The sequence below is a fragment of the Pseudomonas sp. TSRC2-2 genome (assembly GCF_049897785.1).
Classification (GTDB): domain Bacteria; phylum Pseudomonadota; class Gammaproteobacteria; order Pseudomonadales; family Pseudomonadaceae; genus Aquipseudomonas.
On sequence record NZ_JAFCWZ010000014.1, the window covers coordinates 38,044 to 61,480 of the forward strand.

The following is a 23,437-nucleotide window of genomic DNA, read 5'->3' on the forward strand; positions in this document are numbered from 1 at the left end:
AAGGCGTCCCGCTAGTTGCCTAGCGAGGACGCCTTTGTCCTGGTCCCGTGCTCTCGGGAAGCGCAGCCTTCGTCGTTGAAGGTTGGGCTTTATGTATGGTGAGAAAGGTAATGCAGTGGTTGTGCCAACTTTGGAAGGCGCGGGTTTATTGGGGTTTGGTAAGGCTGACGAAATTTTTCTGCACCGAATGGAGGCGTGTTGCTCGTTCGTGGCGCGTTATCTATGGAGGACCTGGGGTGTCGGGTCTGGCGCCTTCGCGAGCAAGCCCGCTCCCACAGGGGAACGCGTTCTAACGTGGGAGCGGGCTTGCTCGCGAACGGCGCGCCTCGGTTCAACTGTGAAACAACAAAACCAGCAGCACAACATTCCCCAGCAACGCCACCAAAGCCATCGTCCGCCAGACCTTCAACGGCTCCCGCTCCAATAACGGCCGGGGCCGCACACTCAGGCTGCGCCGCTCACCCTGTTCCAGCACCAGCAACCACTCTTCGGCGGTTTCAAAGCGTTGCTGAGGATCGGCCGCGACGCCGCGTTCCAGACTCTGCGCCAGCCATTCCGGCAAGTCCGGGCGATAGCGACCGGGACTCACCGGCACGCCAAATCGAGGCCGCTGAAACGCTTCGATCTCACCGTAGGGAAAATGCCCGGTGAGCAGGTAATAGAGCGTTACGCCGAGCGAATATAAATCCTGCTGTGCACTTGGCGGTTCGCCGCGAAACCCTTCCGGGGCGATAAAACTTGGCGTTCCCGGCAGTGTCGCCGGCGCGTCCTCCGAAAGTCCCGGGCAATAAGCCAGACCGAAATCCAGCACGCGCAGCTCGCCGTCCTCACCCAGCAACAGGTTTTCCGGTTTGATGTCGCGATGCAGAATCTGCCGTCGATGCAGCAGGCCGACCGCACGCAACAGGCGCTCGGCGATGTCCTGCCACTGCGCCAATGGCAACGGGCCGCTGTGCTGAAACACTTCGGCCAGCGTCGTCCCGGGGTATTCGCGCATCACGTAATACAAATGCTGACGCTGAGGGCAGGCATGAATTTGCGGAAAATGCCGACCGGCGACGCGCCTGAGAAACCATTCTTCCGACAGCAACGCTTGCCCGGCCTGCGCATCGTCGGCCAGTCGCGTCGGCAAGGTCTTCAACAGCCAGGGCTGGGCCTGGCCGTCGAGCACGCGATACAGCAATGATTGCTGGCTCTGGCCGACGACGCTCTGCACTTGCCAGCCCTCGAACGCTTGCCCGGGTTTCAGCGCGGGCGGCAGCGGCCACTGCTGCAGCTGCACCAGCGCATCGCCAATGCTCGCTTCGCCCAGCGCATCGACGCGCACCAGCAGGGCACTGGCGTTGTCCTGACTGCCGGCCAGATGCGCGGCGTTGATCAAGGTTTGCGCTGCGCTGTGCAGGTCCGGCTGATCACGCAGAACCGCCGCGATCGCGGTATCGCCCAAGGTCGACCAGACGCCGTCGCTGAGCAGCACGAAGCTTTCGCCCTCACGCAGTTCGCCGTCGAGGAAATCCAGGACCAGATGCTGATCGAGCCCGAGCGCACGCTTGAGCACGTGTTGCATGCCCGGTTGCTCCCAGACGTGATCCTCGCTGATGCGCTGCAAACGCTCGGCGTGCCAGCGATAGACCCGGCAATCGCCAACATGGGCGAGGGTGAAGCGTCGACCGCGCATCACCAGCGCGCTGACCGTGGTCAGCAGCGGTTGCCCGCCGCCGTTGGCCTGCAGCCAGCGGTTTTGCGCAAGCAGCAGACGATCCAGCGCCTGGGCCACGCTCCAGGTTTCCGGCGTCGCGTAGTAGTCCAGCGCCAGCGCCTGCAACGTCGAACGCGCAGCGAGGCCGCCATCGGCGCACTGGCTGACGCCGTCGGCAATGGCAAACAGATAACCCTTGCTCAGCGCCAATGCCGGCGCCGGGGTAACCGCTCGCAGGGCGTCCTGATTCTCTGCGCGCGGCCCGGTGGCGCTGGCTTCGGCGAAGCTCAGTTGCAGGGCCATTGGAGCCTCAGACCCGCGCTGCCGTCACCGCTGCCGAACCCCAGGTGGTCCTCCAACGACGCTTGACGCCGTGCAGGCCAAACCACGCCAACACACCGAGGCTGGCGAACAACCACAGCGCCAGTTGATAACTGCCGGTGCTTTGCTTGATCGCGCCCATACCGGCCGCGAGGGCGAAGCCGCCAATGCCGCCGGCCATGCCGATCAGCCCGGTCATCACGCCGATCTCCAGGCGAAAACGCTGCGGCACCAATTGGAAAACCGCACCGTTGCCCGCGCCCAGGCCGAGCATGGTGCAGACGAAAAGCGCCAGCGCCGCGTAGGAACTTGGCAGATTGAAGCCGACGGCCGCGATGCAGATGGCGGCAACGGTGTACATCGCCAGCAAGGTGCGGATGCCACCGAAGCGATCGGCCAGTGCGCCACCCAACGGCCGCATCAGGCTGCCGCCGAATACACAGGCAGCGGTGTAGTAACCAGCGGTCACCGGGCTCAGACCGTATTGATCGTTGAAGTAACCGGGCAGGGCGCTCGCCAGGCCGATGAAACCGCCGAAGGTGACGCTGTAGAAAAACATGAACCACCAACTGTCGCGATCACCAAGGGCTTTGAAGTAATCGGCCATGGCTTTCGGTTTCGGTCGCTGTGGGGCGTTTTTTGCCAACAGGGCGAACAGCACCAAAGTCAAAACCAGCGGGATCAGGGCGAAGCCGAAGACATTGCTCCAGCCGAACGCGGCGGCAATCACCGGCGCCAGCAGCGCGGCAAACACAGTGCCGGAGTTGCCCGCGCCGGCGATGCCCATGGCTTTGCCCTGATGCTCTGGCGGGTACCACTGCGAGGCCAGCGGCAGGGCCACGGCGAACGAGGCGCCGGCCATGCCGAGGAACAGGCCGAGGATCAGCGCCTGCTCGTAACTGTGAATGCCGAGTTTCCAGGCACCGAACAGTGCGCAGATGACGATGACCTGACCGATCAGCCCGGCGGTTTTCGGCGACAGCCGATCAGCCAGCATGCCCATGATGAAGCGCAGCACCGCGCCGGCGAGAATCGGCGTGGCGACCACCAGGCCGCGTTGTTGGGTGGTCAGTTGCAGGTCGGCGGCGATCTGCACCGCCAGCGGGCCGAGCAGGTACCAGACCATGAAGCTCAGGTCGAAATACAGGAAGGCCGCGAACAGGGTCGGGGTATGGCCGGATTTCCAGAAGCTTGAATTCATCGCGCACCTCGGCTGAAAAGAGTCTCGAAAGGAGTCATGCACAGCAGGTGGAGCGCCTGCACGGCCGCACCACCGGCCCCGCTCTGTGGGGCCAAAACGCAAAAACGCCGCTACCGGATCCGCGCGAGGGCGAATGGGGTGAGCGACGTCTTTGTCGTGGGTGGGGCAACCGCCGTTGGTTACCTGTGCGGTTTACATAGCGAGATTTGTGCCAAGGCCTGAAAAGATCGCAGCCTCGTTGCACTCGTCAGCTCCTACAGGAGGGTCAGATCGTTCCCATGCTCCGCGTGGGAATGCCGCCATGGACGCTCTGCGTCCGCTCTTGCGAGGTGACGCAGAGCGTCACGTGATGCATTCCTTTGCTGCGCGTGGGAACGATCATTCAGCCCAGCAACTCACTCATGGCAATGATCTGCTCCGCCACCTGTATCAGTTTCTGCTGGCGGCTCATGGCCTGGCGGCGCATCAGCGTGTAGGCCTCTTCCTCGTTGCAGTCCTTCATCTTCATCAGCAAACCCTTGGCCAGTTCGATGCGCTTGCGTTCGGCCAGTTGCTGGTCGCGCGCCTGCAATTGCGCGCGCAAGGCCTGGTCACTCTCGAAGCGCGCCATCGCCACGTCGAGAATCGGCTGCAAGCGCTGTGCGTGAATGCCTTCGACGATGTAGGCACTGACCCCGGACCTGATCGCCTGACGCATCACCCCTGGGTCATGTTCGTCGGTGAACATCACGATCGGCCGTGGCTGGTCGCGGCTGACCAGTACTACTTGCTCCATGACATCGCGGCTCGGTGACTCGGTATCGATCAGGATCACGTCCGGACGCACCGTTTCGACGCGCGCCGGCAGGTCGATGGTCAGGCCGGACTCATCGATCACTTCGAAGCCGGCCTCGGTCAGCGCCGCTTTCAGGCGTCCGACTTTTTTCGCGGTGTCGTTGATCAGCAGAATGCGCAACATGTTCGCGATCTCCTGTCAGCGCTGGGCGAGTAGGGGGGTGGCGTCGTTCAGGGCGTGCAGTTTGAAACTGCGCGCATAGCCCGCCGGATCGCTGCCATCCCAGACCTTGCCGTCGAGCAACTGGCTGCTGCGCAGGTCTGCATATGAAGTCGCGACACCGATAGCGCTGGCGGCCTCGCGATACAGATCCAGATGCTGAACCTGACGGGCGACGGCCAGATAATCCGGATCCTCGCGCAACAGGCCCCAGCGGCGGAACTGGGTCATGAACCACATGCCGTCGGAAAGGTAGGGCAGATTGACCTCGCCATCGCCGTGAAAACGCAGCGCGTGCGGATCCTGCCAGCGATTGCCGAGGCCGTCGGCGTAGTCGCCCATAAAGCGCGGCTCGATGCAGGTGGCCGGGGTGTCGAGGTATTCCGCAGCGCTGAGTAATTGGGCGGTGCTGCGGCGGTTTTCCGGGCTTTGTTCGATGAAGCGGCTGGCCTCAAGAATGGCCATGACCAGCGCCCGCGCGGTGTTGGGGTATTGCTCGACGAACGCCCGGGTGCAGCCGAGGACTTTTTCCGGGTGGTCGGGCCAGATGCTCTGGCTGGTCGCCAGGGTGAAGCCGAGCCCCTGTTGCACCGCGCTGGCCGCCCAGGGTTCGCCGACGCAAAAACCGTCGATGCGCCCGGCTTGCAGGTGCGCGACCATTTGCGGCGGCGGCACTACCACACTGTCGACATCCTGCAACGGGTGGATGCCCTGGCTCGCCAGCCAGTAATAAAGCCACATCGCGTGGGTGCCGGTGGGAAAGGTCTGGGCGAAGGTGAGTTTTGCGCGGCTTTGGTGCACGTGGCGGTCGAGCGCTTCAGGACTGTTCACGCCAGCCTGTTGCAAGCCATGGGACAGGTTCAGGCTCTGGCCATTCTGGTTCAGGCCCATCAGCACCGCCATGTCGGTCGGGGCGACGCCGCCGATGCCCAGGTGCACCGCATAAATCAGCCCGTACAGGCTGTGCGCGGCATCCAGTTCGCCGCTGACCAGTTTGTCGCGCAGGTTGGCCCATGACGCCTGACGCTTGAGGTTCAGGGTCAGGCCGTAGGGTTGGGCGAAGCCCTGAGTGGCGGCGACCACCACCGAGGCGCAGTCGCTCAGCGCCATGAAACCGAGATTGATCGCGCTCTTTTCCGGCGCATCGCTGCCATTGACCCAGGCCAGCGGCCCCAAGGACGTTTCGTTCATACGCTACCTCAAAAAAAACGCCGTCCCGGATTCTGCGCAGGCAAAACCCGGGGACGACGCCATTGTCCTGGCCTGCGCGCCGTCATTGGTCGGCAGACTGATGAGCGGGGTGGTGCAAGGCATATGCCAGTCGCCTGATTCGCGCAGGCGCCTCGCGCCGGGGGACGATGCCCGGCTATAATCGCCGCCTCTTTTCGCCGCTCGAGTCATCGCCGCCCATGTACACCCTGGCCCGTCAGCTGTTGTTCAAACTTTCCCCGGAAACCTCCCACGATCTGTCGCTGGATCTGATCGGCGCGGGTGGGCGTTTGGGCCTCAACGGCATGCTGTGCAAGGCTCCGGCGCAAGTGCCGGTGACCGTCATGGGGCTCCAATTCCCGAACCCGGTGGGGTTGGCGGCCGGTCTGGACAAGAACGGCGCGGCCATCGATGGCTTCGCGCAGCTGGGTTTCGGTTTTGTCGAAATCGGCACCGTGACCCCGCGTCCGCAGCCGGGCAATCCGAAGCCACGGATCTTCCGCCTGCCGGAAGCCGAGGCGATCATCAACCGCATGGGCTTCAACAACCTCGGCGTGGATAACCTGCTGGCGCGGGTCGCTGCGGCAAAATACAAGGGCGTACTGGGGATCAATATCGGCAAGAACTTCGACACCCCGGTCGAGCGCGCGGTCGACGATTACCTGATCTGCCTGGACAAGGTTTACGCCCACGCCAGCTACGTCACCGTCAACGTCAGCTCGCCGAATACCCCGGGCCTGCGCAGCCTGCAGTTCGGTGACTCGCTCAAGCAATTGCTCGCGGATCTGGCCACGCGCCGCGCCGAACTGGCCCTGCGTCACGGCAAACATGTGCCGCTGGCGATCAAGATCGCCCCGGACATGACCGACGAAGAAACCGCGCAGGTTGCCCAGGCGTTGATCGAAACCGGCATGGACGCAGTGATCGCCACCAACACCACCCTCAGCCGTGTCGGCGTTGAAGGCATGGAACATGGTGACGAGGCGGGCGGTCTGTCGGGGGCGCCGGTGCGTGAGAAGAGCACGAATACCGTGAAAGTGCTGGCCGGCGAATTGGCCGGGCGCTTGCCGATCATTGCCGCTGGCGGGATTACCGAAGGCAAGCACGCGGCGGAGAAGATTACTGCCGGCGCGAGCCTGGTGCAGATTTACTCCGGCTTCATCTATAAGGGCCCGGCGCTGATTCGTGAATCGGTAGACGCCATCGCCGCGTTGCGCTGATCACCTTGTGGGAGCGGGCTTGCTCGCGAAAACGGTGGGTCAGTCAACATTTTCGGCGGCTGAAATACCGCTTTCGCGAGCAAGCCCGCTCCCACAGGGATGTGTAAAGCTCAAATGAATCTTCAGGCAATAAAAAGGGCTCCTCGAAGGAGCCCCTGGGCCGAAGCCCGCCGTCCGGGAAGGACGTGCGTGGTTAATTCATTGCATATTCAGATTGTCGTGTCGGAATAAATGCCCTGTGTCAGCCGACGGCGTGAAGTTCGTTGAGTCTGTGGATTCCCGCAGTGCCGGTCATACCGTCCCAGTTGTCGCCGCGTCCTTCTCGCCAGCCGTTAATCCAGGCTTGGCGTACCGACGGTAGAGTAAATGGGCAAAGCTCACGGGATTTGCCACCAACGCCATATTGATATCCGCGCAAAAATGCTCTTTCCAACGGATCACGCTTAAGTCTTCTCATAGGGTGTTTCCCTCACTTGTTGACTGTAGTGTCGCGTTGACCTCAACCGAGGTCGGGCAGAAAAGCCTGCCAGTGTGCGGCTCGCTGCCGGCGTGGCGAGCCAAGGTGTTGACGCCGTTGCGACGTCAACCTGTGCTCAGTTCTAACCAATGAGTCACACCGAGGGAATGATCGTTTTGTCATAAGCACGTAACGTAAAGGATGCTATGGCGATAAGTAACCGCGCATTTATTCAACGTTCGCTGCGCAAACCCCGGTATGATCGGCGCCCCGCTGGCTCAGCGGGTTAATCCTTTAGTGAGAATGACCCACGTTTGCGCTTGGGTACTATTCGACGAAGGGTCGCTTTCAGTCTTTTTGTTTCATCAACTTTTTTATCTGTCCCGGCATCTAAGCTCTTTTAACCCGAGCAGCGGGGATGGAACGGCACACCTTCGTGCCACGCGGGCGCTCTTTCAGAAAAGCGCCTGATTGAAAACCGGGTCGGCAATGCGTTGCCGGCCCACTAGCCAAAGGCTCTGGAATTACCATGTCCGATCGTTTCGAACTCTTCCTCACTTGCCCCAAAGGCCTTGAAGGCCTGCTCATCGAGGAAGCCGTCGGGCTTGGCCTTGAAGAAGCGCGCGAGCACACCTCCGCCGTGCGCGGCATGGCCACCATGGAAACCGCCTATCGCCTGTGCCTCTGGTCGCGTCTGGCCAACCGTGTGCTGCTGGTGCTCAAGCGTTTCCCGATGAAGGATGCCGAAGACCTCTACCACGGCGTGCTCGACATCGACTGGCAGGATCACATGCTCAGCGACGGCACCCTGGCCGTTGAATTCAGCGGCCACGGCTCGGGCATCGACAATACCCACTTCGGCGCGCTGAAAGTCAAAGACGCTATCGTCGACAAACTGCGCACGCCGCAGGGCGACCGTCCGTCGATCGACAAGCTCAATCCGGACCTGCGCATTCACCTGCGTCTGGATCGCGGCGAAGCGATTCTCTCCCTCGACCTGTCCGGCCACAGCCTGCACCAGCGTGGTTATCGCTTGCAGCAGGGCGCGGCGCCGCTGAAGGAAAACCTCGCGGCCGCGATCCTGATCCGTTCCGGCTGGCCACGCATTGCGGCCGAAGGCGGCGCGCTGGCTGACCCGATGTGCGGTGTTGGTACGTTCCTGGTTGAAGCAGCAATGATTGCTGCCGACATGGCGCCGAACCTGCGTCGCGAACAGTGGGGCTTTACCGCGTGGCTCGGTCACGTGCCGGCGCTGTGGAAAAAGCTTCACGAAGAAGCGGCTGAACGTGCTGCTGCCGGTCTGGCCAGACCGCCGCTGTGGATTCGCGGTTATGAAGCCGATCCACGACTGATTCAGCCAGGCCGCAACAACGTCGAACGTGCCGGTCTCAGCGAGTGGATCAAGATTTATCAGGGCGAAGTGGCGACCTTCGAGCCGCGCCCGGATCAGAACCAGAAAGGTCTGGTGATCTGTAACCCGCCGTACGGCGAGCGTCTCGGAGACGAAGCCAGCCTGTTGTATCTCTACCAGAATCTCGGCGAGCGTCTGCGTCAGGCCTGCCTGAACTGGGAAGCGGCGGTGTTCACCGGCGCCCCGGACCTGGGCAAGCGCATGGGCATTCGCAGCCACAAGCAGTATTCATTCTGGAACGGCGCGTTGCCGTGCAAGCTGCTGCTGATCAAGGTGCTGCCGGATCAGTTCGTCACTGGCGAGCGGCGGACCCCGGAACAACGTCAGGCCGAGCGCGAGCAAGCGGCTTACGATCAGACCCCGGACGAGCCGCAAGAGCGCAAGTTCAACAAGAACGGCAATCCGATCAAACCGACGCCAGCCCCGGCACCAGTGATCGAGCAGCCGCGCCTGAGCGAAGGCGGGCAAATGTTTGCCAACCGCCTGCAGAAAAATCTCAAAGCCATGGGCAAGTGGGTCAAGCGCGAAGGCATCGATTGCTACCGCGTCTATGATGCCGACATGCCGGAATATGCGATGGCCATCGACCTGTACCACGACTGGGTGCACGTCCAGGAATACGCCGCGCCGAAATCCATCGACCCGGAAAAAGCCTCGGCGCGCATGTTCGATGCGCTGGCGGCCATACCGCAGGCGTTGAACGTCGACAAGAATCGCGTCGTGGTCAAACGTCGGGAGCGGCAGAGCGGCACCAAGCAGTACGAGCGTCAGGCGGCGCAGGGCAAGTTCGTCGAGGTCAATGAAGGTGGCGTGAAGCTGCTGGTCAACCTCACCGATTACCTCGACACCGGCCTGTTCCTCGATCACCGGCCGATGCGCATGCGCATTCAGAAAGAGGCGGCCGGCAAACGCTTCCTCAATCTGTTCTGCTACACCGCGACCGCCAGCGTGCACGCGGCCAAGGGCGGCGCGCGCAGCACTACCAGCGTCGACCTATCGAAAACCTACCTGGACTGGGCGCGGCGCAACCTGTCGCTGAACGGTTTCTCGGACAAGAACCGTCTGGAGCAGGGCGATGTGATGGCGTGGCTGGAAAGCAGCCGTGACGAGTACGACCTGATTTTCATCGACCCGCCGACGTTCTCCAACTCCAAGCGCATGGAAGGCATCTTCGATGTGCAGCGCGATCAGGTGCAACTGATCGATCTGGCGATGGCGCGGCTGGCACCGGGTGGCGTGCTGTATTTCTCCAACAACTTCCGCAAGTTCCAGTTGGAGGAAAACCTCGCCGAGCGTTATGCGGTCGAGGAAATAAGCGCACAGACCATTGATCCGGATTTTGCCCGCAATACCAGGATCCACCGCGCCTGGAAAATCACGGCTCGTTGACGCTTGGGCCGCCTGGATCCACAGAGCGTTGATTTTTAACGGCTCGGTGGATCCTGCGGTGCTAGCTAAATTAGTGGCTAATAGCTATAACTCACACACCGCCAATGGGGTTTTCCCGCAAATTTGGCGGAGTGAGTCGTGCTTATGCCGTTGCACCCCGTGCGCCCGAAAATCCTCGGTTTCATCAGCGAAGACGTCTCAGCCTGGCTGGTCGCTTTGCTGGTATTGCTTGCCGGCGGGATTCTCACCGGCCTGCTCGCGTGGGGTACCTTCAATCAGTTTCAGCAACAATCGCGTCAGCGCTTTCAACTGCTGGCCAATGAACGCTACAGCCGCATCGCCGAACGTTTTCAGGACCAGGAGCAACGCCTGGATGGGCTGCGCCGGTTCTTCGCCAACTCCCAATCGGTGTCCCGCGCCGAGTTCGACGGTTACTCCCGGCCCTTGCTGCTGCGCACTCAAGCCTATACCTACGCCCCGAGAATCAGCGGCGCTGACCGGGAGGCGTTCGAACAGCGTGTGCGTGACGAAGGCCTGAGCACCTTCACCATTCGCGAGCTGGACGCCAAAGGTGAGTTACTACTGGCGCCACCGCGCGAGGTCTACGTGCCGGTGCTGTACACCCAGACCCAAAGCCGACTGGCGCCACCGCTGGGCTACGATTTACTCGCCCAACCCTTGCGCCGCGAAACCCTGCAACGCGCCGACCGACTCGGCAGCATGGCGGTGTCAAAACCGATGCATCTGGTCGGGATCGAGCCGGCCTATGCGCGTGGAGTATTGCTGCTGGCGCCGGTCAATCGCCCGGGTGAGTCGAAGCCATTCGGCTATGTGATGGCGGTGATCAGCATGCGCCAATTGCTCGCCGACGGTTTGCCCGATGCCCTGCACGATTACCTGTCAGTGCGCATTCTGGATCTGTCGACCCCTGATCAGCACGAGGCTCTGTTCGAATCGAGCAATGAGGCGGTGCCCGGCGATCTGGCGGCGACGCGTTTGCTGCGCATGGCCGACCATGACTATCAGGTTGATATCCTGCCGAGCGACGCGTTCATGCAGGCCAATCATTCTTCTGTAGGCAGCGTGGTCGTTCTCGGCGGCTTGCTCAGCGTGCTGCTCAGCGCCTTGCTTTACGTGCTGGTCAGCCAGCGCCAGCGCGCGGTGCGGCTGGTCGAGGTGCGCACCCAGGAATTGCACGAGCGCGAGCAGGAACTGCGCGGCACCCACGGTCAGTTGCGCGGAGTATTGAACGCCGCCACCCAGGTCGCGATCATCGCCACCGACTTGCGTGGAGTGATCAACACCTTCAACCCCGGCGCCGAGCAAATGCTCGGCTACAGCAGCGCCGAAGTGGTCGGGCGCATGACTCTGGAGAATTTGCATTTGCCCCGCGAGCTGGCGGCGCGTTCCGCCGAGTTGAGTGCCCGCTACGGCAAAAGCATTCCGACTTGCCACGCGATGCTGGTCGAGGGCGGCGAAGTCGGCGGCCATGAAGCGCGCGAGTGGACGCTGGTGCGCAGCGACGGCAGTCATTTGCCGGTAAACATGCTCGCCACCCCGGTGCTCGACGAGCAGGGCCTGTGGGTCGGGCATCTGGCGATCTGCATCGACATTACCGAGCGCAAGCGCGTGCACGAAGTGTTGGCCGCGCGGGACATTTTGCTAAAGAAGCTCAGCGCCCATGTGCCCGGTGGCATCTATCAATTCAAGATGGAATTCGACGGCCGCTTCAGCGTGATCTACGCCAGCGATGGCATCCGCGAGATCTACGAACTTGAGCCGGATGCGCTGCTGTTCGACGCCGAGGCGATCTTCAGCCGCATCCACCCGCAGGACGCCATTCGCGTGCGCTCATCGATCCGCGAATCAGCGGAAAACCTCAGCCCCTGGCGCGAGGAATACCGCGTGCAACTGCCCGAGCGTGGTTTGCGCTGGGTGCGCGGCGAGGCAACACCGGAAGAGCTGCCGGGCGGCGGGGTGCTGTGGCACGGCTACATTTCGGATATCTCCGACCTCAAGCGCGTGGAAGAGGAATTGCGCGCGTTGTCGATCACCGATTCGCTGACCGGCATTCACAACCGCCGCTATTTCCAGGAGCGCCTGACCACCGAAATGGCGAGAGTCGAGCGTGGCGGCGGTGAGTTGTCGGTGATCATGCTCGACATCGACCACTTCAAACGCATCAACGATCAGTTCGGTCACGCCGTCGGCGACCGCGTGCTGCAAGCGGTGTGCGAGCGGATCGGCCATCGCCTGCGCCGCACCGACGTGTTCTGCCGCCTGGGCGGCGAAGAGTTCATGGTGCTGTGCCCGGACATCGACGGCGAGCACGCTTACATGCTGGCGATGGAATTGTGGGAAGGTCTGCGCAGCGCGCCGGTGGATGTGGTTGGCATGGTCACCGCGAGTTTCGGCATTGCGAGCTGGCGACCGGGGGAGGGGGCGGATGCGTTGTTGCTTCGCGCTGACTCGGGCGTTTACGCAGCGAAGCAGAATGGCCGGGATCGAATTGAGCGGGAGTTGGGTTAGATCAAAGGATCGCAGCCTTCGGCAGCTCCTACAGGGATATGCGAACACCTGTAGGAGTTGCCGAAGGCTGCGATCTTCTGCTTTTGAGGGTTACAACACCGAAGCGGTCTGCGGCAGTTTCGGCTGCTTGTACAGATCCAGCAGCACTTGATCGAGCACCGACGAGGCGCCGAACGGGGCCTTGTCGTTGAGGATCGCCACCACCGCCCAGGTGTTGCCGTTCACGTCACGGCTGAAACCGGCAATCGCGCGCACGGTGTTCAGGGTGCCGGTTTTGACATGGGCTTCGCCGCGCATCGCTGTGGTCTTCAGGCGTTTGCGCATGGTGCCGTCGGTACCGGCAATCGGCAGCGAGCTGATGTATTCGGCGGCGTACGGGCTGTGCCAGGCAGCCTGCAGCATGTTGGCCATTTCACGCGCACTGACCCGCTCGGCCCGGGACAGACCGGAGCCGTTCTCCATCACCAGGTGTGGCGCGGTGATGCCTTTCTTCGCCAGCCACTGACGCACCACGCGCTGCGCTGCCCGGGCGTCGTCACCGTCGGCGTCGTTGCGAAAACGCTGGCCAAGGCTGAGGAACAGCTGCTGGGCCATGGTGTTGTTACTGTATTTGTTGATGTCGCGGATGATTTCCGCCAGATCCGGCGAGTACGCCCGGGCGAGCAGTTTGGCGCTGCTCGGCGTTGGCGCCAGACGATCCTTGCCCTGAATGCTGCCACCCAGCTCCTTCCAGATCGCACGCACGGCGCCGGCGGTGTAGGTCGCGTGGTCGAGCAGCGACAGATAAGTCTGCGAGCTGCAGCCTTCGCCCAATTGACCGCCAACAGTCACGGTCACGCTGCCGTCGGCCTGCGGCACCGGGTTGTAGCGCACGCCGCCGGTGCATTGTTTGGAGGGCAGGGCCTTGACGGTGTTTTCGATGCGGATGCTGGCAATCGGCGGCTCTACCGAAATCAATACGCGGCCACCGTCATTGCGCGCGACAAAGCGCAGGGCCTTGAGGTTGACCAGCAGCGAGTCGGGTTTGACCAGGAACGGCTTGTTGTCATCGTTGCCGTCATCGTTGAATTCCGGCAATTGCGGCTGCACGAAGAAATTGCGGTCGAGGATCAGGTCGCCGGTGATCTGCGTGACGCCGTTGGCGCGCAGGTCGCGCATCAGCAGCCAGAGTTTTTCCATGTTCAGCTTCGGATCACCGCCACCCTTGAGGTAGAGGTTGCCGTTGAGGATGCCGCCGCTCAGGTCGCCGTCGGTGTAGAACTCGGTTTTCCACTGGTGGTTGGGACCGAGCATCTCCAGCGCCGCGTAGGTGGTGACCAGTTTCATTGTCGACGCCGGATTGACCGACACGTCGGCGTTGAACACGGTTGGCGTACCCGGACCGTCGAGCGGCACCATCACCAGCGACAGCGCGGTAGGCTGCAACTTGCTGGCCTTGAGGGCTTTTTCGACATTCGGGGTCAGGGAAGTGTTGATGGTGGCAGCGGAGACGGGCAGGGCCAGAGGCAGAAGAAGGCCGGCGAGAAACAGTGGACGCAACGATTTGATCATATGCAATAAAACCCTGCAGAAGAGGGGGAAAAAGACGAGGGCATGGATGAAAAGGCCCTCAGTGGTCATGAAAGTGTCGGCATTATGCCCCAAGCTGTAACAGCTTGTGCCTTGTCGGGGCGTTGCAAATCGTTATTTTTTACAGGCGGTCGGCCGCAGGGGCCAGAGAGTCGGGCAATCGCCGGCTTAAACTGGTAAAGTGCCGGCCGTTATTACTTAAGAGGATTGTTCCAATGGCGACTAACCGTTCCCAGCGTCTGCGCAAAAAACTGTGCGTTGATGAATTTCAAGAGCTGGGTTTCGAACTGAACCTGGACTTCAAAGAAGACTTGTCCGAAGAAGCCATTGACGCTTTCCTCGAAGCATTCATCAAAGAAGCCATGGAAGCCAACGGTCTGGGTTATGTTGGCGGCGACGACTTCGGTCTGGTGTGCCTGCAGAAGCGTGGCTCGGTCAACGAAGAGCAGCGCGCTGCCGTTGAAGCCTGGCTGAAAACCCGCTCCGAGCTGACCAAGTATGAAGTCAGCCCGCTGCTGGACGTGTGGTATCCGGAAAAGCCGATCAACGCGGCTAAGTGATACTGAAAAAACGGCGACCTTCGGGTCGCCGTTTTTTTTGATGGATCAAAAGATCGCAGCCTCGTTTTACTCGTCAGCTCCTACAGGGGAACGCGATCTCCTTTAGGAGCTGCCGGAGGCTGCGATCTTTGCTTCTAGGCTTTACGCCAATTCAAAATCACCAGCGTCAAAACCCCCGCAACAATTCCCCAGAATGCCGAACCAATGGAAAACAGCGTCAGCCCAGACGCCGTGACCATAAAGGTGATCAACGCCGCTTCCCGTTCCTTCACCTCGTTCATGGCGATGCTCAAGCCATTGATGATCGAGCCGAACAACGCCAGCGCAGCAATCGACAGCACCAGTTCCTTGGGCAACGCAGCAAACAGCGCCGCGAGAGTCGCGCCAAACACCCCGGCGATGCCATAGAACACCCCGCACCACACGGCGGCGGTGTAGCGTTTGTTGCGATCTTCGTGGGCATGCGGGCCGGTGCAGATCGCCGCGCTGATGGCCGCGAGGTTGATGCCGTGGGAGCCAAACGGTGCCAGCAACAGCGAGGCGATGCCGGTGGTGGTGATCAGTGGCGAGGCCGGAACGTTATAGCCATCGGCACGGAGCACGGCGATGCCGGGCATGTTCTGCGAGGTCATGGCGACCACGAATAGCGGAATGCCAATGCTGATTGTCGCGGCCAGTGAAAAGTGCGGTGTGGTCCAGACCGGAGTGGCGACTTCCAGGTGAAAGCTGCTGAAATCGAGCAGGCCCATGGCGCCCGACAGTGCGGTGCCGATCAGCAGCGCAGCGAGCACCGCATAGCGCGGCGACAGACGCTTGATCAGCAGATACGTAAAGAACATCCCCAGCACCAGCCCGGTACGGTGTTGCGCGGCGACGAATATTTCGCTGCCGATCTTGAACAGAATCCCCGCCAGCAACGCCGCTGCCAAAGAGGCCGGGATTTTTTTCACCAGCCGTTCGAAGCTGCCGGTCATGCCGCAGATCGTCACCAGTACCGCGCAAGTGATATAGGCGCCGATCGCCTCGCCGTAACTGACGCCCCCCAGGCTGGTGATCAGCAACGCTGCGCCGGGGGTCGACCAGGCGATGGTGATCGGCGTGCGATAGCGCAGCGACAGGCCGATCGAACAGACCGCCATGCCGATCGAGATCGCCCAGATCCACGAGGAAATCTGCCCGCTGCTCAGCCCGGCCGCTTGCCCAGCCTGGAACATCAGCACCAGCGAGCTGGTGTAGCCGGTCATCATCGCGATGAAACCGGCGACGATGGCAGAGGGCGAAGTATCGGCGAGAGGGCGCAAGCGGGCGTGGGTGGCGTCGGTCATGACGGCGGTGTTCCTTATACCAATGGAGATGTCCGCCACAACACAGAACCATTGTGGGAGCGGGCTTGCTCGCGAAAGCGGTGGGTCAGCAAAGCAGATGTCGACTGGCACAGCGCTTTCGCGAGCAAGCCCGCTCCCACAGTGGGAATTGTTTTCAAGCAGCGAATTCTGCGATCAAGCCTAAACTCAAACGTAACTCACCGTTGCAATACAGCCGAAGTCGCAAACAGCCGTACAGTCGTGTTGCCACCATTCATTGTGTACAATCGCGCTGTTTTTTACGCGATACTTGCCAGCGACCTACTGTGCCGTATTACAGTCACGGTCTATTCGCCGCAGTTTTCCCGACTCGAGTGCCCATGAACGAACAGTTGCAACCCCTCAAGAAACAACCGCGAGCAGGCAAAGCCGGCCGCAGCGGAACCCAGGACGATATTGTCTACGCACATATCTTCGAGGCCATCCTCGAACAGCGCCTGGCGCCCGGCACCAAGTTGAGCGAAGAAGCGCTGGGGGAAATCTTCGGGGTCAGCCGCACCATCATTCGCCGCGCGCTGTCGCGTCTGGCCCATGAGGGCGTGGTGCTGTTGCGGCCGAACCGTGGCGCCGTCGTCGCCAGCCCGAGCGTTGAAGAGGCGCGTCAGGTATTTCTCGCTCGCCGTCTGGTCGAGCGCGCGATCACCGAACTGGCGGTGCAACATGCCACTGCCGAGCAGATCGCTGAACTGCGGCAGATGGTCAATGATGAGCGCGACAGTTTCTCTCGCGGGGATCGCGGCGCCGGTATTCGTCTGTCGGGCGAGTTCCATCTGAAACTGGCGGAAGCGGCGATGAACGCACCGTTGATCAGCTTCCAGCGCAGCCTGGTCTCGCAGACCTCGCTGATCATCGCTCAGTACGAAAGCGGCAACCGTTCGCATTGTTCGTACGACGAACACACGCAGTTGATCGACGCTATCGAGAAACGCGACGGCGAGCTGGCTGTGAACCTGATGATGCACCACATGGATCACATCGACAGCAAGCTCAACCTCGACGAGGAAGGTGCGTCGGATGATCTGCACGCGGTGTTCTCGCATTTGTTGCAGACCAAAAAGCCGGGGCGCTCGAGCGCCAAGCTCTGAGCTGATTGATGCAAAAAAATCCCCCGCAGCTGGAAAGTTGCGGGGGATTTTTTTTGCCTGACTGATCGTTCCCACGCAGAGCGGGGGAACGATCAGTGCGAAGAGGCTTAGCGCTGATGCACCAGCGCCCCCGCAGCATAGGTCTGCTGCACCGTGCGGTCATCGCCCAGCGTCATCAGCACGAACAACGTCTCGGCAATGTTGTTCGACTGCTCCAAGCGGTAGTTCAGCAGCGGCGTGGCGTTGTAGTCGAGCACCAGGAAGTCGGCATCGGAGCCCGGTTGCAGGTTGCCAATCTTGTCCTCCAGACGCAGTGCCCGCGCACCGCCCAGCGTCGCCAGGTACAGCGACTTGAACGGGCTCAGCCGCGCGCCTTGCAGTTGCATGACCTTGTAGGCTTCGTTGAGAGTCTGCAGCAGCGAGAAACTGGTGCCGCCGCCGACATCGGTGCCAAGGCCGACATTGAGTTTGTGTTTCTCGGCCATTGGCAGGTTGAACAGGCCGCTGCCGAGGAACAGGTTGGACGTCGGGCAGAACGAGATCGCCGAGCCGGTCTCCGCCAGTCGCGCGCACTCGTCGTCACACAGGTGCACGCCGTGGGCGAACACCGAGCGTTCGCCGAGCAGTTGGTAGTGATCGTAGACGTCGAGGTAGCCCTTGCGCTCCGGGAACAGCTCTTTTACCCACTCGATTTCCTTCAGGTTTTCGCTGATGTGGGTCTGCATGTACAGATCCGGATATTCCGTCAGCAATTGCCCGGCAAGGGTCAGTTGTTCCGGGGTGCTGGTGGGTGCGAAACGCGGCGTCACCGCATAGTGCAAACGGCCCTTGCCGTGCCAGCGCTCGATCAGCGCCTTGCTGTCGACGTAGCTGGATTCGGCGGTATCGACCAGATAGTCCGGTGCATTGCGGTCCATCATCACCTTGCCGGCAATCATGCGCAGGTCGAGCTTCTCGGCTGCTTCAAAAAACGAATTGACTGACTGCGGATGTACGCTGCCGAACACCAGCGCCGTGGTGGTGCCGTTGCGCAGCAGTTCCTTGATGAAAATGTCCGCCACTTCGTCGGCGTGAGCCTTGTCGCCAAACTGGCTTTCGCAGGGGAAAGTGTAGGTGTTCAGCCAGTCGAGCAACTGCTCGCCGTAGGAGCCGACCATGCCGGTTTGCGGCAAGTGAATGTGCGTATCGATGAAGCCGGGGGTGATCAGCGCATTCTGATAATGATTGATCTCGATGTCCGCCGGCAGGGTCGGCAACAGCTCGCTGGCGTGGCCGAGGGCGCTGATCTTGCCGCCATCGACCACCAGCAGGCCGTCCTCGAAATATTCGTAGGAGGCTTCGATGCCGACTTCGGCGGGGTCGGCAATGCTGTGCAGGATGGCGGCGCGGTAGGCTTTGCGAGTCAGAGGCATGAGGGTTCTCTAATCAGTTTGAGGCTTTGAGTTTGGCGGACTGGCTGCGGCGCGAGGCCGGCAGCAATCGGGCAATCGGTTCGGCGCTGGCGCTTTGCTGGCCGAAGTTGGCGTTGTAGGTGGCGATGATTTCCCCGGCAATCGAGATGGCAATTTCCACCGGCAGTTTGCCTTTGACTTCGCCGATGCCCATCGGGCAGCGCATGCGTTGCACCACGCTGGGGTCGAAACCGCGATCACGCAGGCGATGTTCGAACTTGACCCGTTTGGTCTTCGAGCCGATCAGGCCGAACCAGGCGAAGTCGTTGCGTTTGAGGATGGCGGCGGTGAGTTCCAGATCGAGCTGATGGTTGTGGGTCATGACGATGCAATAGCTGCCAGCGGGCAGATCATCGATTTCATCCACAGGCTCTTCGCTGACGATTTTACGCACGCCGTGGGGGATGTGTTCAGGGAATTCGGCCTCGCGCGAATCGATCCAGCGCACCCGACAGGGCAGGCTGGCGAGCAGCGGCACCAGCGCGCGACCGACATGGCCGGCGCCGAATACAGCGATCTGCGCCTGCACCTGGCCCATCGGTTCGAACAGCAACACCGTCGCGCCACCGCAGCACTGGCCGAGGCTGGCACCGAGGCTGAAACGCTCCAGATGGGTGTCCTGTTTGCCGCTGGCGAGCATGTCGCGGGCGATCTGCATGGCTTTGAATTCCAGGTGTCCACCACCGATGGTGTCGAACATCCGGTTGGCGCTGACGACCATTTTCGAGCCGGCGTTGCGTGGCGTCGAGCCGAGTTCTTCGATGATCGTCACCAGCACACAGGGCTCGCCCTGGTTCTGCAGGTCGGCGAGGGCGTCGATCCAGTTGTACATAAACACCTCTCAGATCGTTCCCACGCTCTGCGTGGGAATGCATCACTGGACGCTCCGCGTCCGCTGTTCAGGGAGCGACGCAGAGCGTCGCGGGCTGCATTCCCACGCGGAGCGTGGGAACGATCATCAAACAACCTCGACTTCGGTCGCGGTTGTTTTCACCGCTTTGAGCTGGCGCATCTGCTCACACCCCCACAACACCCGCTCCGGGGTCGCCGGCGCGTCGATTTTCGGCTGATGCTTGTAGTCACCGAGGCTCGCCACCGCATCCTTGATCGCGCACCATGCGGCGATCCCGAGCATGAACGGCGGTTCACCGACGGCTTTGGAATGGAACACCGTGTCTTCCGGGTTCTTGCGGTTTTCCACCAGTTTCACCCGCAGATCCAGCGGCATGTCCGCCACGGCCGGGATCTTGTAGCTGGCCGGGCCGTTGGTCATCAACTTGCCCTTGTTGTTCCAGACCAGCTCTTCCATGGTCAGCCAGCCCATGCCCTGGACGAAACCGCCCTCGACCTGACCGATGTCGATCGACGGGTTCAGCGAGGCGCCGACGTCATGCAGGATGTCGGTGCGCAGCATCTTGTACTCGCCGGTCAGGGTGTCGACGATCACTTCGCAGCACGCCGCGCCAAAGGCGAAGTAGTAGAACGGACGACCACGGGCCTGACTGCGGTCGTAGTAGATTTTCGGGGTCTTGTAGAAGCCGGTGCTCGACAGCGACACCTGATTGAAATATGCCTGCTGGATCAGCGCTTCGAAGGTCAGAATCTGCTCACGGACACGCACGTGACCATTGCGGAATTCGACGTCTTCTTCGCTGACCTTGTAGTGCCGCGCGGCGAATTCGACCAAGCGTTGCTTGATGGTCTGCGCAGCATTTTGCGCGGCTTTGCCGTTCAGGTCTGCACCACTGGAGGCGGCGGTCGGCGAGGTGTTCGGCACCTTGTCGGTGTTGGTCGCGGTGATCTGCACGCGGTCGATGTCGACCTGGAACACTTCAGCCACAACCTGCGCGACTTTGGTGTTCAGACCCTGACCCATTTCCGTACCGCCGTGGTTCAGATGAATGCTGCCGTCGGTGTAGATGTGGATCAGCGCGCCGGCCTGATTGAGGAAGCTGGCGGTGAAGGAAATACCGAATTTCACAGGGGTCAGTGCCAGACCCTTTTTCAGGATCGGGCTGTTGGCATTGTAGCGACGGATCGCTTCGCGGCGCTCGGCGTACTGGCTGCTGGCTTCCAGTTCGGCGGTCATCTCTTCGAGCATGTTGTGCTCGACGGTCTGGTAATAATGGGTGACGTTGCGCTCGGTCTTGCCGTAGTAGTTGGCCTTGCGCACGGCCAGCGGATCGAGGTTGAGGTGGCGGGCAATCGCGTCCATTACCTCTTCGATGGCGACCATGCCTTGCGGGCCGCCGAAACCGCGATAGGCGGTGTTCGACGCGGTGTTGGTCTTGCAGCGGTGACCGTTGATGGTGGCATCGCCGAGATAGTACGAATTATCCGAGTGGAACATCGCGCGGTCGACGATCGACGCCGACAGATCCGGCGAGCAGCCGCAGTTACCGGCCAGCTCCATGTTGATCCCGTGCAGGCGGCCGCTGCTGTCGAAACCGACGTCGTACTCGACATAGAACGGGTGGCGCTTGCCGGTCATGAGCATGTCTTCGACGCGCGGCAGGCGCATCTTGGTCGGCTGGCCGGTGAGGTGCGCGACCACCGCGCACAGGCACGCCGGGCTCGCAGCCTGGGTTTCCTTGCCACCGAAACCACCGCCCATGCGGCGCATGTCGACGACGATCTTGTTCATCGACACGTCGAGCACTTCGGCGACCAGTTTCTGCACTTCGGTCGGGTTCTGCGTCGAGCAGTAGACGATCATGCCGCCGTCTTCGGTCGGCATCACCGAGGAGATCTGCGTCTCCAGGTAAAAGTGTTCCTGGCCGCCGATGTGCAGCGTGCCTTGAATGCGATGTTCGGCGCTGGCCAGCGCGGACACCGAATCGCCGCGCTGATGGGTGTGGCTGTCGAGCACGAAGTGGCGTTTGCGCAGGGCTTCGACGACGTCGAGCACCGGTTCGAGGTCTTCGTATTCGATGATCGCGGCCATCGCCGCTTTGCGTGCGGTTTCCAGATCTTTCGCAGCCACTGCGAGTACCGGCTGGCCGACAAACTGCACGTCATCGATGGCCAGCAGCGGGTCGCCCGGCATCAGCGGGCCGATGTCTTTCAGGCCTGGCACGTCTTCGTGGGTGATGACGATGCGCACGCCTTCGAAGGCGTAGCACGGCTGCGTGTCGATGCTGAGGATTTTCGCGTGTGCGCGGTCCGACAGGCGTGCATAGAGGTGCAGTTGGTTGGGAAATTCCAGGCGATCATCGATGTACTGCGCTTCACCGGACACATGCTTGGCGGCGCTGTCGTGTTTGACGCTGCGGCCGACTCCAGTGGTCAGGTCCCGGGCGAACAGTTCGGCCAGTTCAGCTTGAGTCTTCTCTACGGCGTGATGGTTAGACATAAGCGGTCACCCGAGTCTCGATGTGCGGTGTTTGCAGCTCGATGAAGTATTTGCGCAGCAGGTTTTGCGCGCTGAGCAGGCGATATTCCTTGCTGGCGCGGAAGTCGCTCAGCGGCGTGAAGTCCTCGGCCAGCGCGGCGCAGGCGCGTTCGATCACAGCGTTATTGAACGGCGCGCCTTGCAGCACGGCTTCGCAATGCGCGGCGCGTTTGGGGATCGCCGCCATGCCGCCGAAGGCCACGCGGGCGTCGGCGATCACGTCGTTTTCCACGCGCAGATTGAACGCAGCGCAGACGGCGGAAATGTCGTCGTCCAGACGCTTGGACACTTTATAGGCACGGAACAGCTGCTCGGCGCTGGCACGCGGGACGATGATTTTTTCGATGAACTCGCTTTCCTGCCGCGCGGTGACGCGGTAGTCGATGAAGTAATCTTCCAGATTCAATGTACGGCGGGTCTCGCCTTTGCACAGCACGATCTGCGCGCCGAGGGCGATCAGCAGCGGCGGCGAGTCACCGATCGGCGAGGCGTTGCCGATGTTGCCGCCGAGGGTGCCCTGATTGCGGATTTGCAACGAGGCGAAGCGGTGCAGCAGTTCGCCGAAGTCCGGGTACTCGGCGTTCAACGCTTCGTAGCAGTCGGAGAGGGCGGTGGCGGCGCCGATTTCGATGCGGTCGTCAAAGGTTTCGATGCGTTTCATTTCGGCGACGTTGCCGACGTAGATCATTACCGGCAGTGTGCGGTGGAACTGGGTGACTTCCAGCGCCAGATCGGTACCGCCAGCGAGCAGTCGGGCTTGTGGATAAGCGTCGTAGAGGTCGGCCAGATCGGCCACGGTCAGTGGTACCAGGCAGCGTTTGTCGCCGCTGTTGAGTTCACCGATATCGGTCGGCGCTATGGCTTTGAGACGGGCGATGGTTTCCGCTTCCCGGGCATCGAACTGATCCGCCTGTTTGCCGCAGCAGGATTGTTCGGCAGCGGCGAGAATCGGCCGGTAGCCAGTGCAGCGGCAGAGGTTGCCGGCCAGCGCTTCGTGAGCCTTGGCCTGATCCGGCGCGTCGCTGTTCTTTTGCAGGGCGAACAACGACATGACGAAACCGGGGGTGCAGAAGCCGCACTGCGAACCGTGGCACTCGACCATGGCTTTCTGCACGCTGTGCAGTTCGCCCTTGTGCTTGAGGTCTTCAACGCTGATCAGTTGTTTGCCGTGCAAGGACGAGACGAAAGTCAGGCACGAGTTGAGGCTGCGATAGCGAATATGTTCACGCCCCGTGTCGTCGGTCTGCAACTCGCCAACCACCACGGTGCAGGCGCCGCAGTCGCCACTGGCACAACCTTCTTTGGTGCCGGGTTTGCCTACGTGTTCACGCAGGTAATTGAGCACAGTCAGATTCGGGTCCAGGGCGTGCTCGCTACGGAGCTCCTGGTTAAGTAAAAACTGGATCACGGAAGGCCTCGCAGACTCATTATTGTTGTTAACCGACGTGAACCGAATTTAGCAGGTCTGACTTTTCGGTCAATGGTTTTCTGACTTAAAGGTCAGGAAAATCTGTTTCGTCGATCAACAGCGTGTCTATTCAGTATTGACCTTCATCGGTCACTGCGCTTTTTTGCGGGATTCGTGCC

Annotated in this window: 16 protein-coding genes; 5 read left to right on the top strand and 11 right to left on the bottom strand. The window is 61.4% G+C overall.

The window, feature by feature from the left end:
* Positions 1–331 precede the first annotated feature (331 nt).
* The 4 genes from ACP7D9_RS25250 to ACP7D9_RS25265 all read right to left on the bottom strand — a co-directional run bounded on the left by ACP7D9_RS25250 (position 332) and on the right by ACP7D9_RS25265 (position 5,406).
* The gene (locus ACP7D9_RS25250; RefSeq protein WP_426159939.1) at positions 332–2,002 is read right to left on the bottom strand and encodes a protein kinase domain-containing protein; all 1,671 of its coding nucleotides are present in this window, start codon (positions 2,000–2,002) and stop codon (positions 332–334) included.
* Positions 2,003–2,009: 7 nt separating this feature from the next.
* The gene (locus ACP7D9_RS25255; protein ID WP_426159940.1) at positions 2,010–3,221 is read right to left on the bottom strand and encodes a nitrate/nitrite transporter; all 1,212 of its coding nucleotides are present in this window, start codon (positions 3,219–3,221) and stop codon (positions 2,010–2,012) included.
* Between the two features lie 382 nt (positions 3,222–3,603).
* Entirely contained in the window at positions 3,604–4,179 is a 576-nt protein-coding gene (locus ACP7D9_RS25260) for an ANTAR domain-containing response regulator (protein WP_217863904.1), read from the bottom strand.
* A gap of 15 nt (positions 4,180–4,194) precedes the next feature.
* Positions 4,195–5,406 (bottom strand): CmpA/NrtA family ABC transporter substrate-binding protein, encoded by a 1,212-nt coding sequence (locus ACP7D9_RS25265; RefSeq protein ID WP_426159941.1) that lies wholly within the window; start codon positions 5,404–5,406, stop codon positions 4,195–4,197.
* 218 nt (positions 5,407–5,624) lie between these two features.
* On the opposite strand from ACP7D9_RS25265, the gene ACP7D9_RS25270 reads away from it, so the two are divergent.
* Positions 5,625–6,644 carry a quinone-dependent dihydroorotate dehydrogenase gene (locus ACP7D9_RS25270; RefSeq protein ID WP_426159942.1) on the top strand — a complete coding sequence of 340 codons (1,020 nt, stop codon included), beginning with the start codon at positions 5,625–5,627 and terminating at the stop codon, positions 6,642–6,644.
* Between the two features lie 241 nt (positions 6,645–6,885).
* On the opposite strand, the gene rmf is transcribed toward ACP7D9_RS25270, so the two are convergent.
* Complete coding sequence (rmf, locus tag ACP7D9_RS25275; protein WP_003223300.1) at positions 6,886–7,101, bottom strand: ribosome modulation factor; 216 nt, start codon at positions 7,099–7,101, stop codon at positions 6,886–6,888.
* Between the two features lie 529 nt (positions 7,102–7,630).
* On the opposite strand from rmf, the gene rlmKL reads away from it, so the two are divergent.
* On the top strand, positions 7,631–9,901 hold the full coding sequence (gene rlmKL / locus ACP7D9_RS25280; RefSeq protein ID WP_426159943.1) for a bifunctional 23S rRNA (guanine(2069)-N(7))-methyltransferase RlmK/23S rRNA (guanine(2445)-N(2))-methyltransferase RlmL: 2,271 nt from the start codon (positions 7,631–7,633) through the stop codon (positions 9,899–9,901).
* Positions 9,902–10,045: 144 nt separating this feature from the next.
* Positions 10,046–12,430 (top strand): sensor domain-containing diguanylate cyclase, encoded by a 2,385-nt coding sequence (locus ACP7D9_RS25285; protein WP_426159944.1) that lies wholly within the window; start codon positions 10,046–10,048, stop codon positions 12,428–12,430.
* Between the two features lie 90 nt (positions 12,431–12,520).
* Here the strand turns inward: ACP7D9_RS25285 and dacB are convergent, their stop codons facing one another.
* Positions 12,521–13,981: a D-alanyl-D-alanine carboxypeptidase/D-alanyl-D-alanine endopeptidase gene (gene dacB, locus ACP7D9_RS25290; protein WP_039763007.1), complete on the bottom strand. Its 1,461-nt coding sequence runs from the start codon at positions 13,979–13,981 to the stop codon at positions 12,521–12,523.
* Positions 13,982–14,214: 233 nt separating this feature from the next.
* Here dacB and ACP7D9_RS25295 point away from each other — a divergent pair, with 233 nt between their 5' ends.
* Complete coding sequence (locus ACP7D9_RS25295) at positions 14,215–14,559, top strand: YggL family protein (RefSeq protein WP_007916365.1); 345 nt, start codon at positions 14,215–14,217, stop codon at positions 14,557–14,559.
* A 134-nt stretch (positions 14,560–14,693) separates the two neighbouring features.
* Here ACP7D9_RS25295 and ACP7D9_RS25300 read toward each other — a convergent pair whose 3' ends face one another.
* The gene (locus tag ACP7D9_RS25300) at positions 14,694–15,884 is read right to left on the bottom strand and encodes a benzoate/H(+) symporter BenE family transporter (protein WP_426159945.1); all 1,191 of its coding nucleotides are present in this window, start codon (positions 15,882–15,884) and stop codon (positions 14,694–14,696) included.
* A gap of 359 nt (positions 15,885–16,243) precedes the next feature.
* Here ACP7D9_RS25300 and ACP7D9_RS25305 point away from each other — a divergent pair, with 359 nt between their 5' ends.
* Positions 16,244–17,008 (top strand): GntR family transcriptional regulator, encoded by a 765-nt coding sequence (locus ACP7D9_RS25305; protein ID WP_039763010.1) that lies wholly within the window; start codon positions 16,244–16,246, stop codon positions 17,006–17,008.
* Positions 17,009–17,115: 107 nt separating this feature from the next.
* Here the strand turns inward: ACP7D9_RS25305 and guaD are convergent, their stop codons facing one another.
* From guaD to xdhA, 4 genes are all read right to left on the bottom strand, one after another.
* Positions 17,116–18,420: a guanine deaminase gene (gene guaD, locus ACP7D9_RS25310; protein ID WP_426159946.1), complete on the bottom strand. Its 1,305-nt coding sequence runs from the start codon at positions 18,418–18,420 to the stop codon at positions 17,116–17,118.
* A 13-nt stretch (positions 18,421–18,433) separates the two neighbouring features.
* Positions 18,434–19,291 (bottom strand): xanthine dehydrogenase accessory protein XdhC, encoded by an 858-nt coding sequence (xdhC, locus tag ACP7D9_RS25315; RefSeq protein ID WP_426159947.1) that lies wholly within the window; start codon positions 19,289–19,291, stop codon positions 18,434–18,436.
* A 126-nt stretch (positions 19,292–19,417) separates the two neighbouring features.
* Positions 19,418–21,811, bottom strand: a complete 2,394-nt coding sequence (gene xdhB, locus ACP7D9_RS25320; protein WP_426159948.1) for a xanthine dehydrogenase molybdopterin binding subunit — start codon at positions 21,809–21,811, stop codon at positions 19,418–19,420.
* On the bottom strand, positions 21,804–23,258 hold the full coding sequence (xdhA, locus tag ACP7D9_RS25325; RefSeq protein ID WP_101157347.1) for a xanthine dehydrogenase small subunit: 1,455 nt from the start codon (positions 23,256–23,258) through the stop codon (positions 21,804–21,806). Before xdhA ends, xdhB begins: the two co-directional genes overlap by 8 nt.
* Positions 23,259–23,437: the final 179 nt, after the last annotated feature.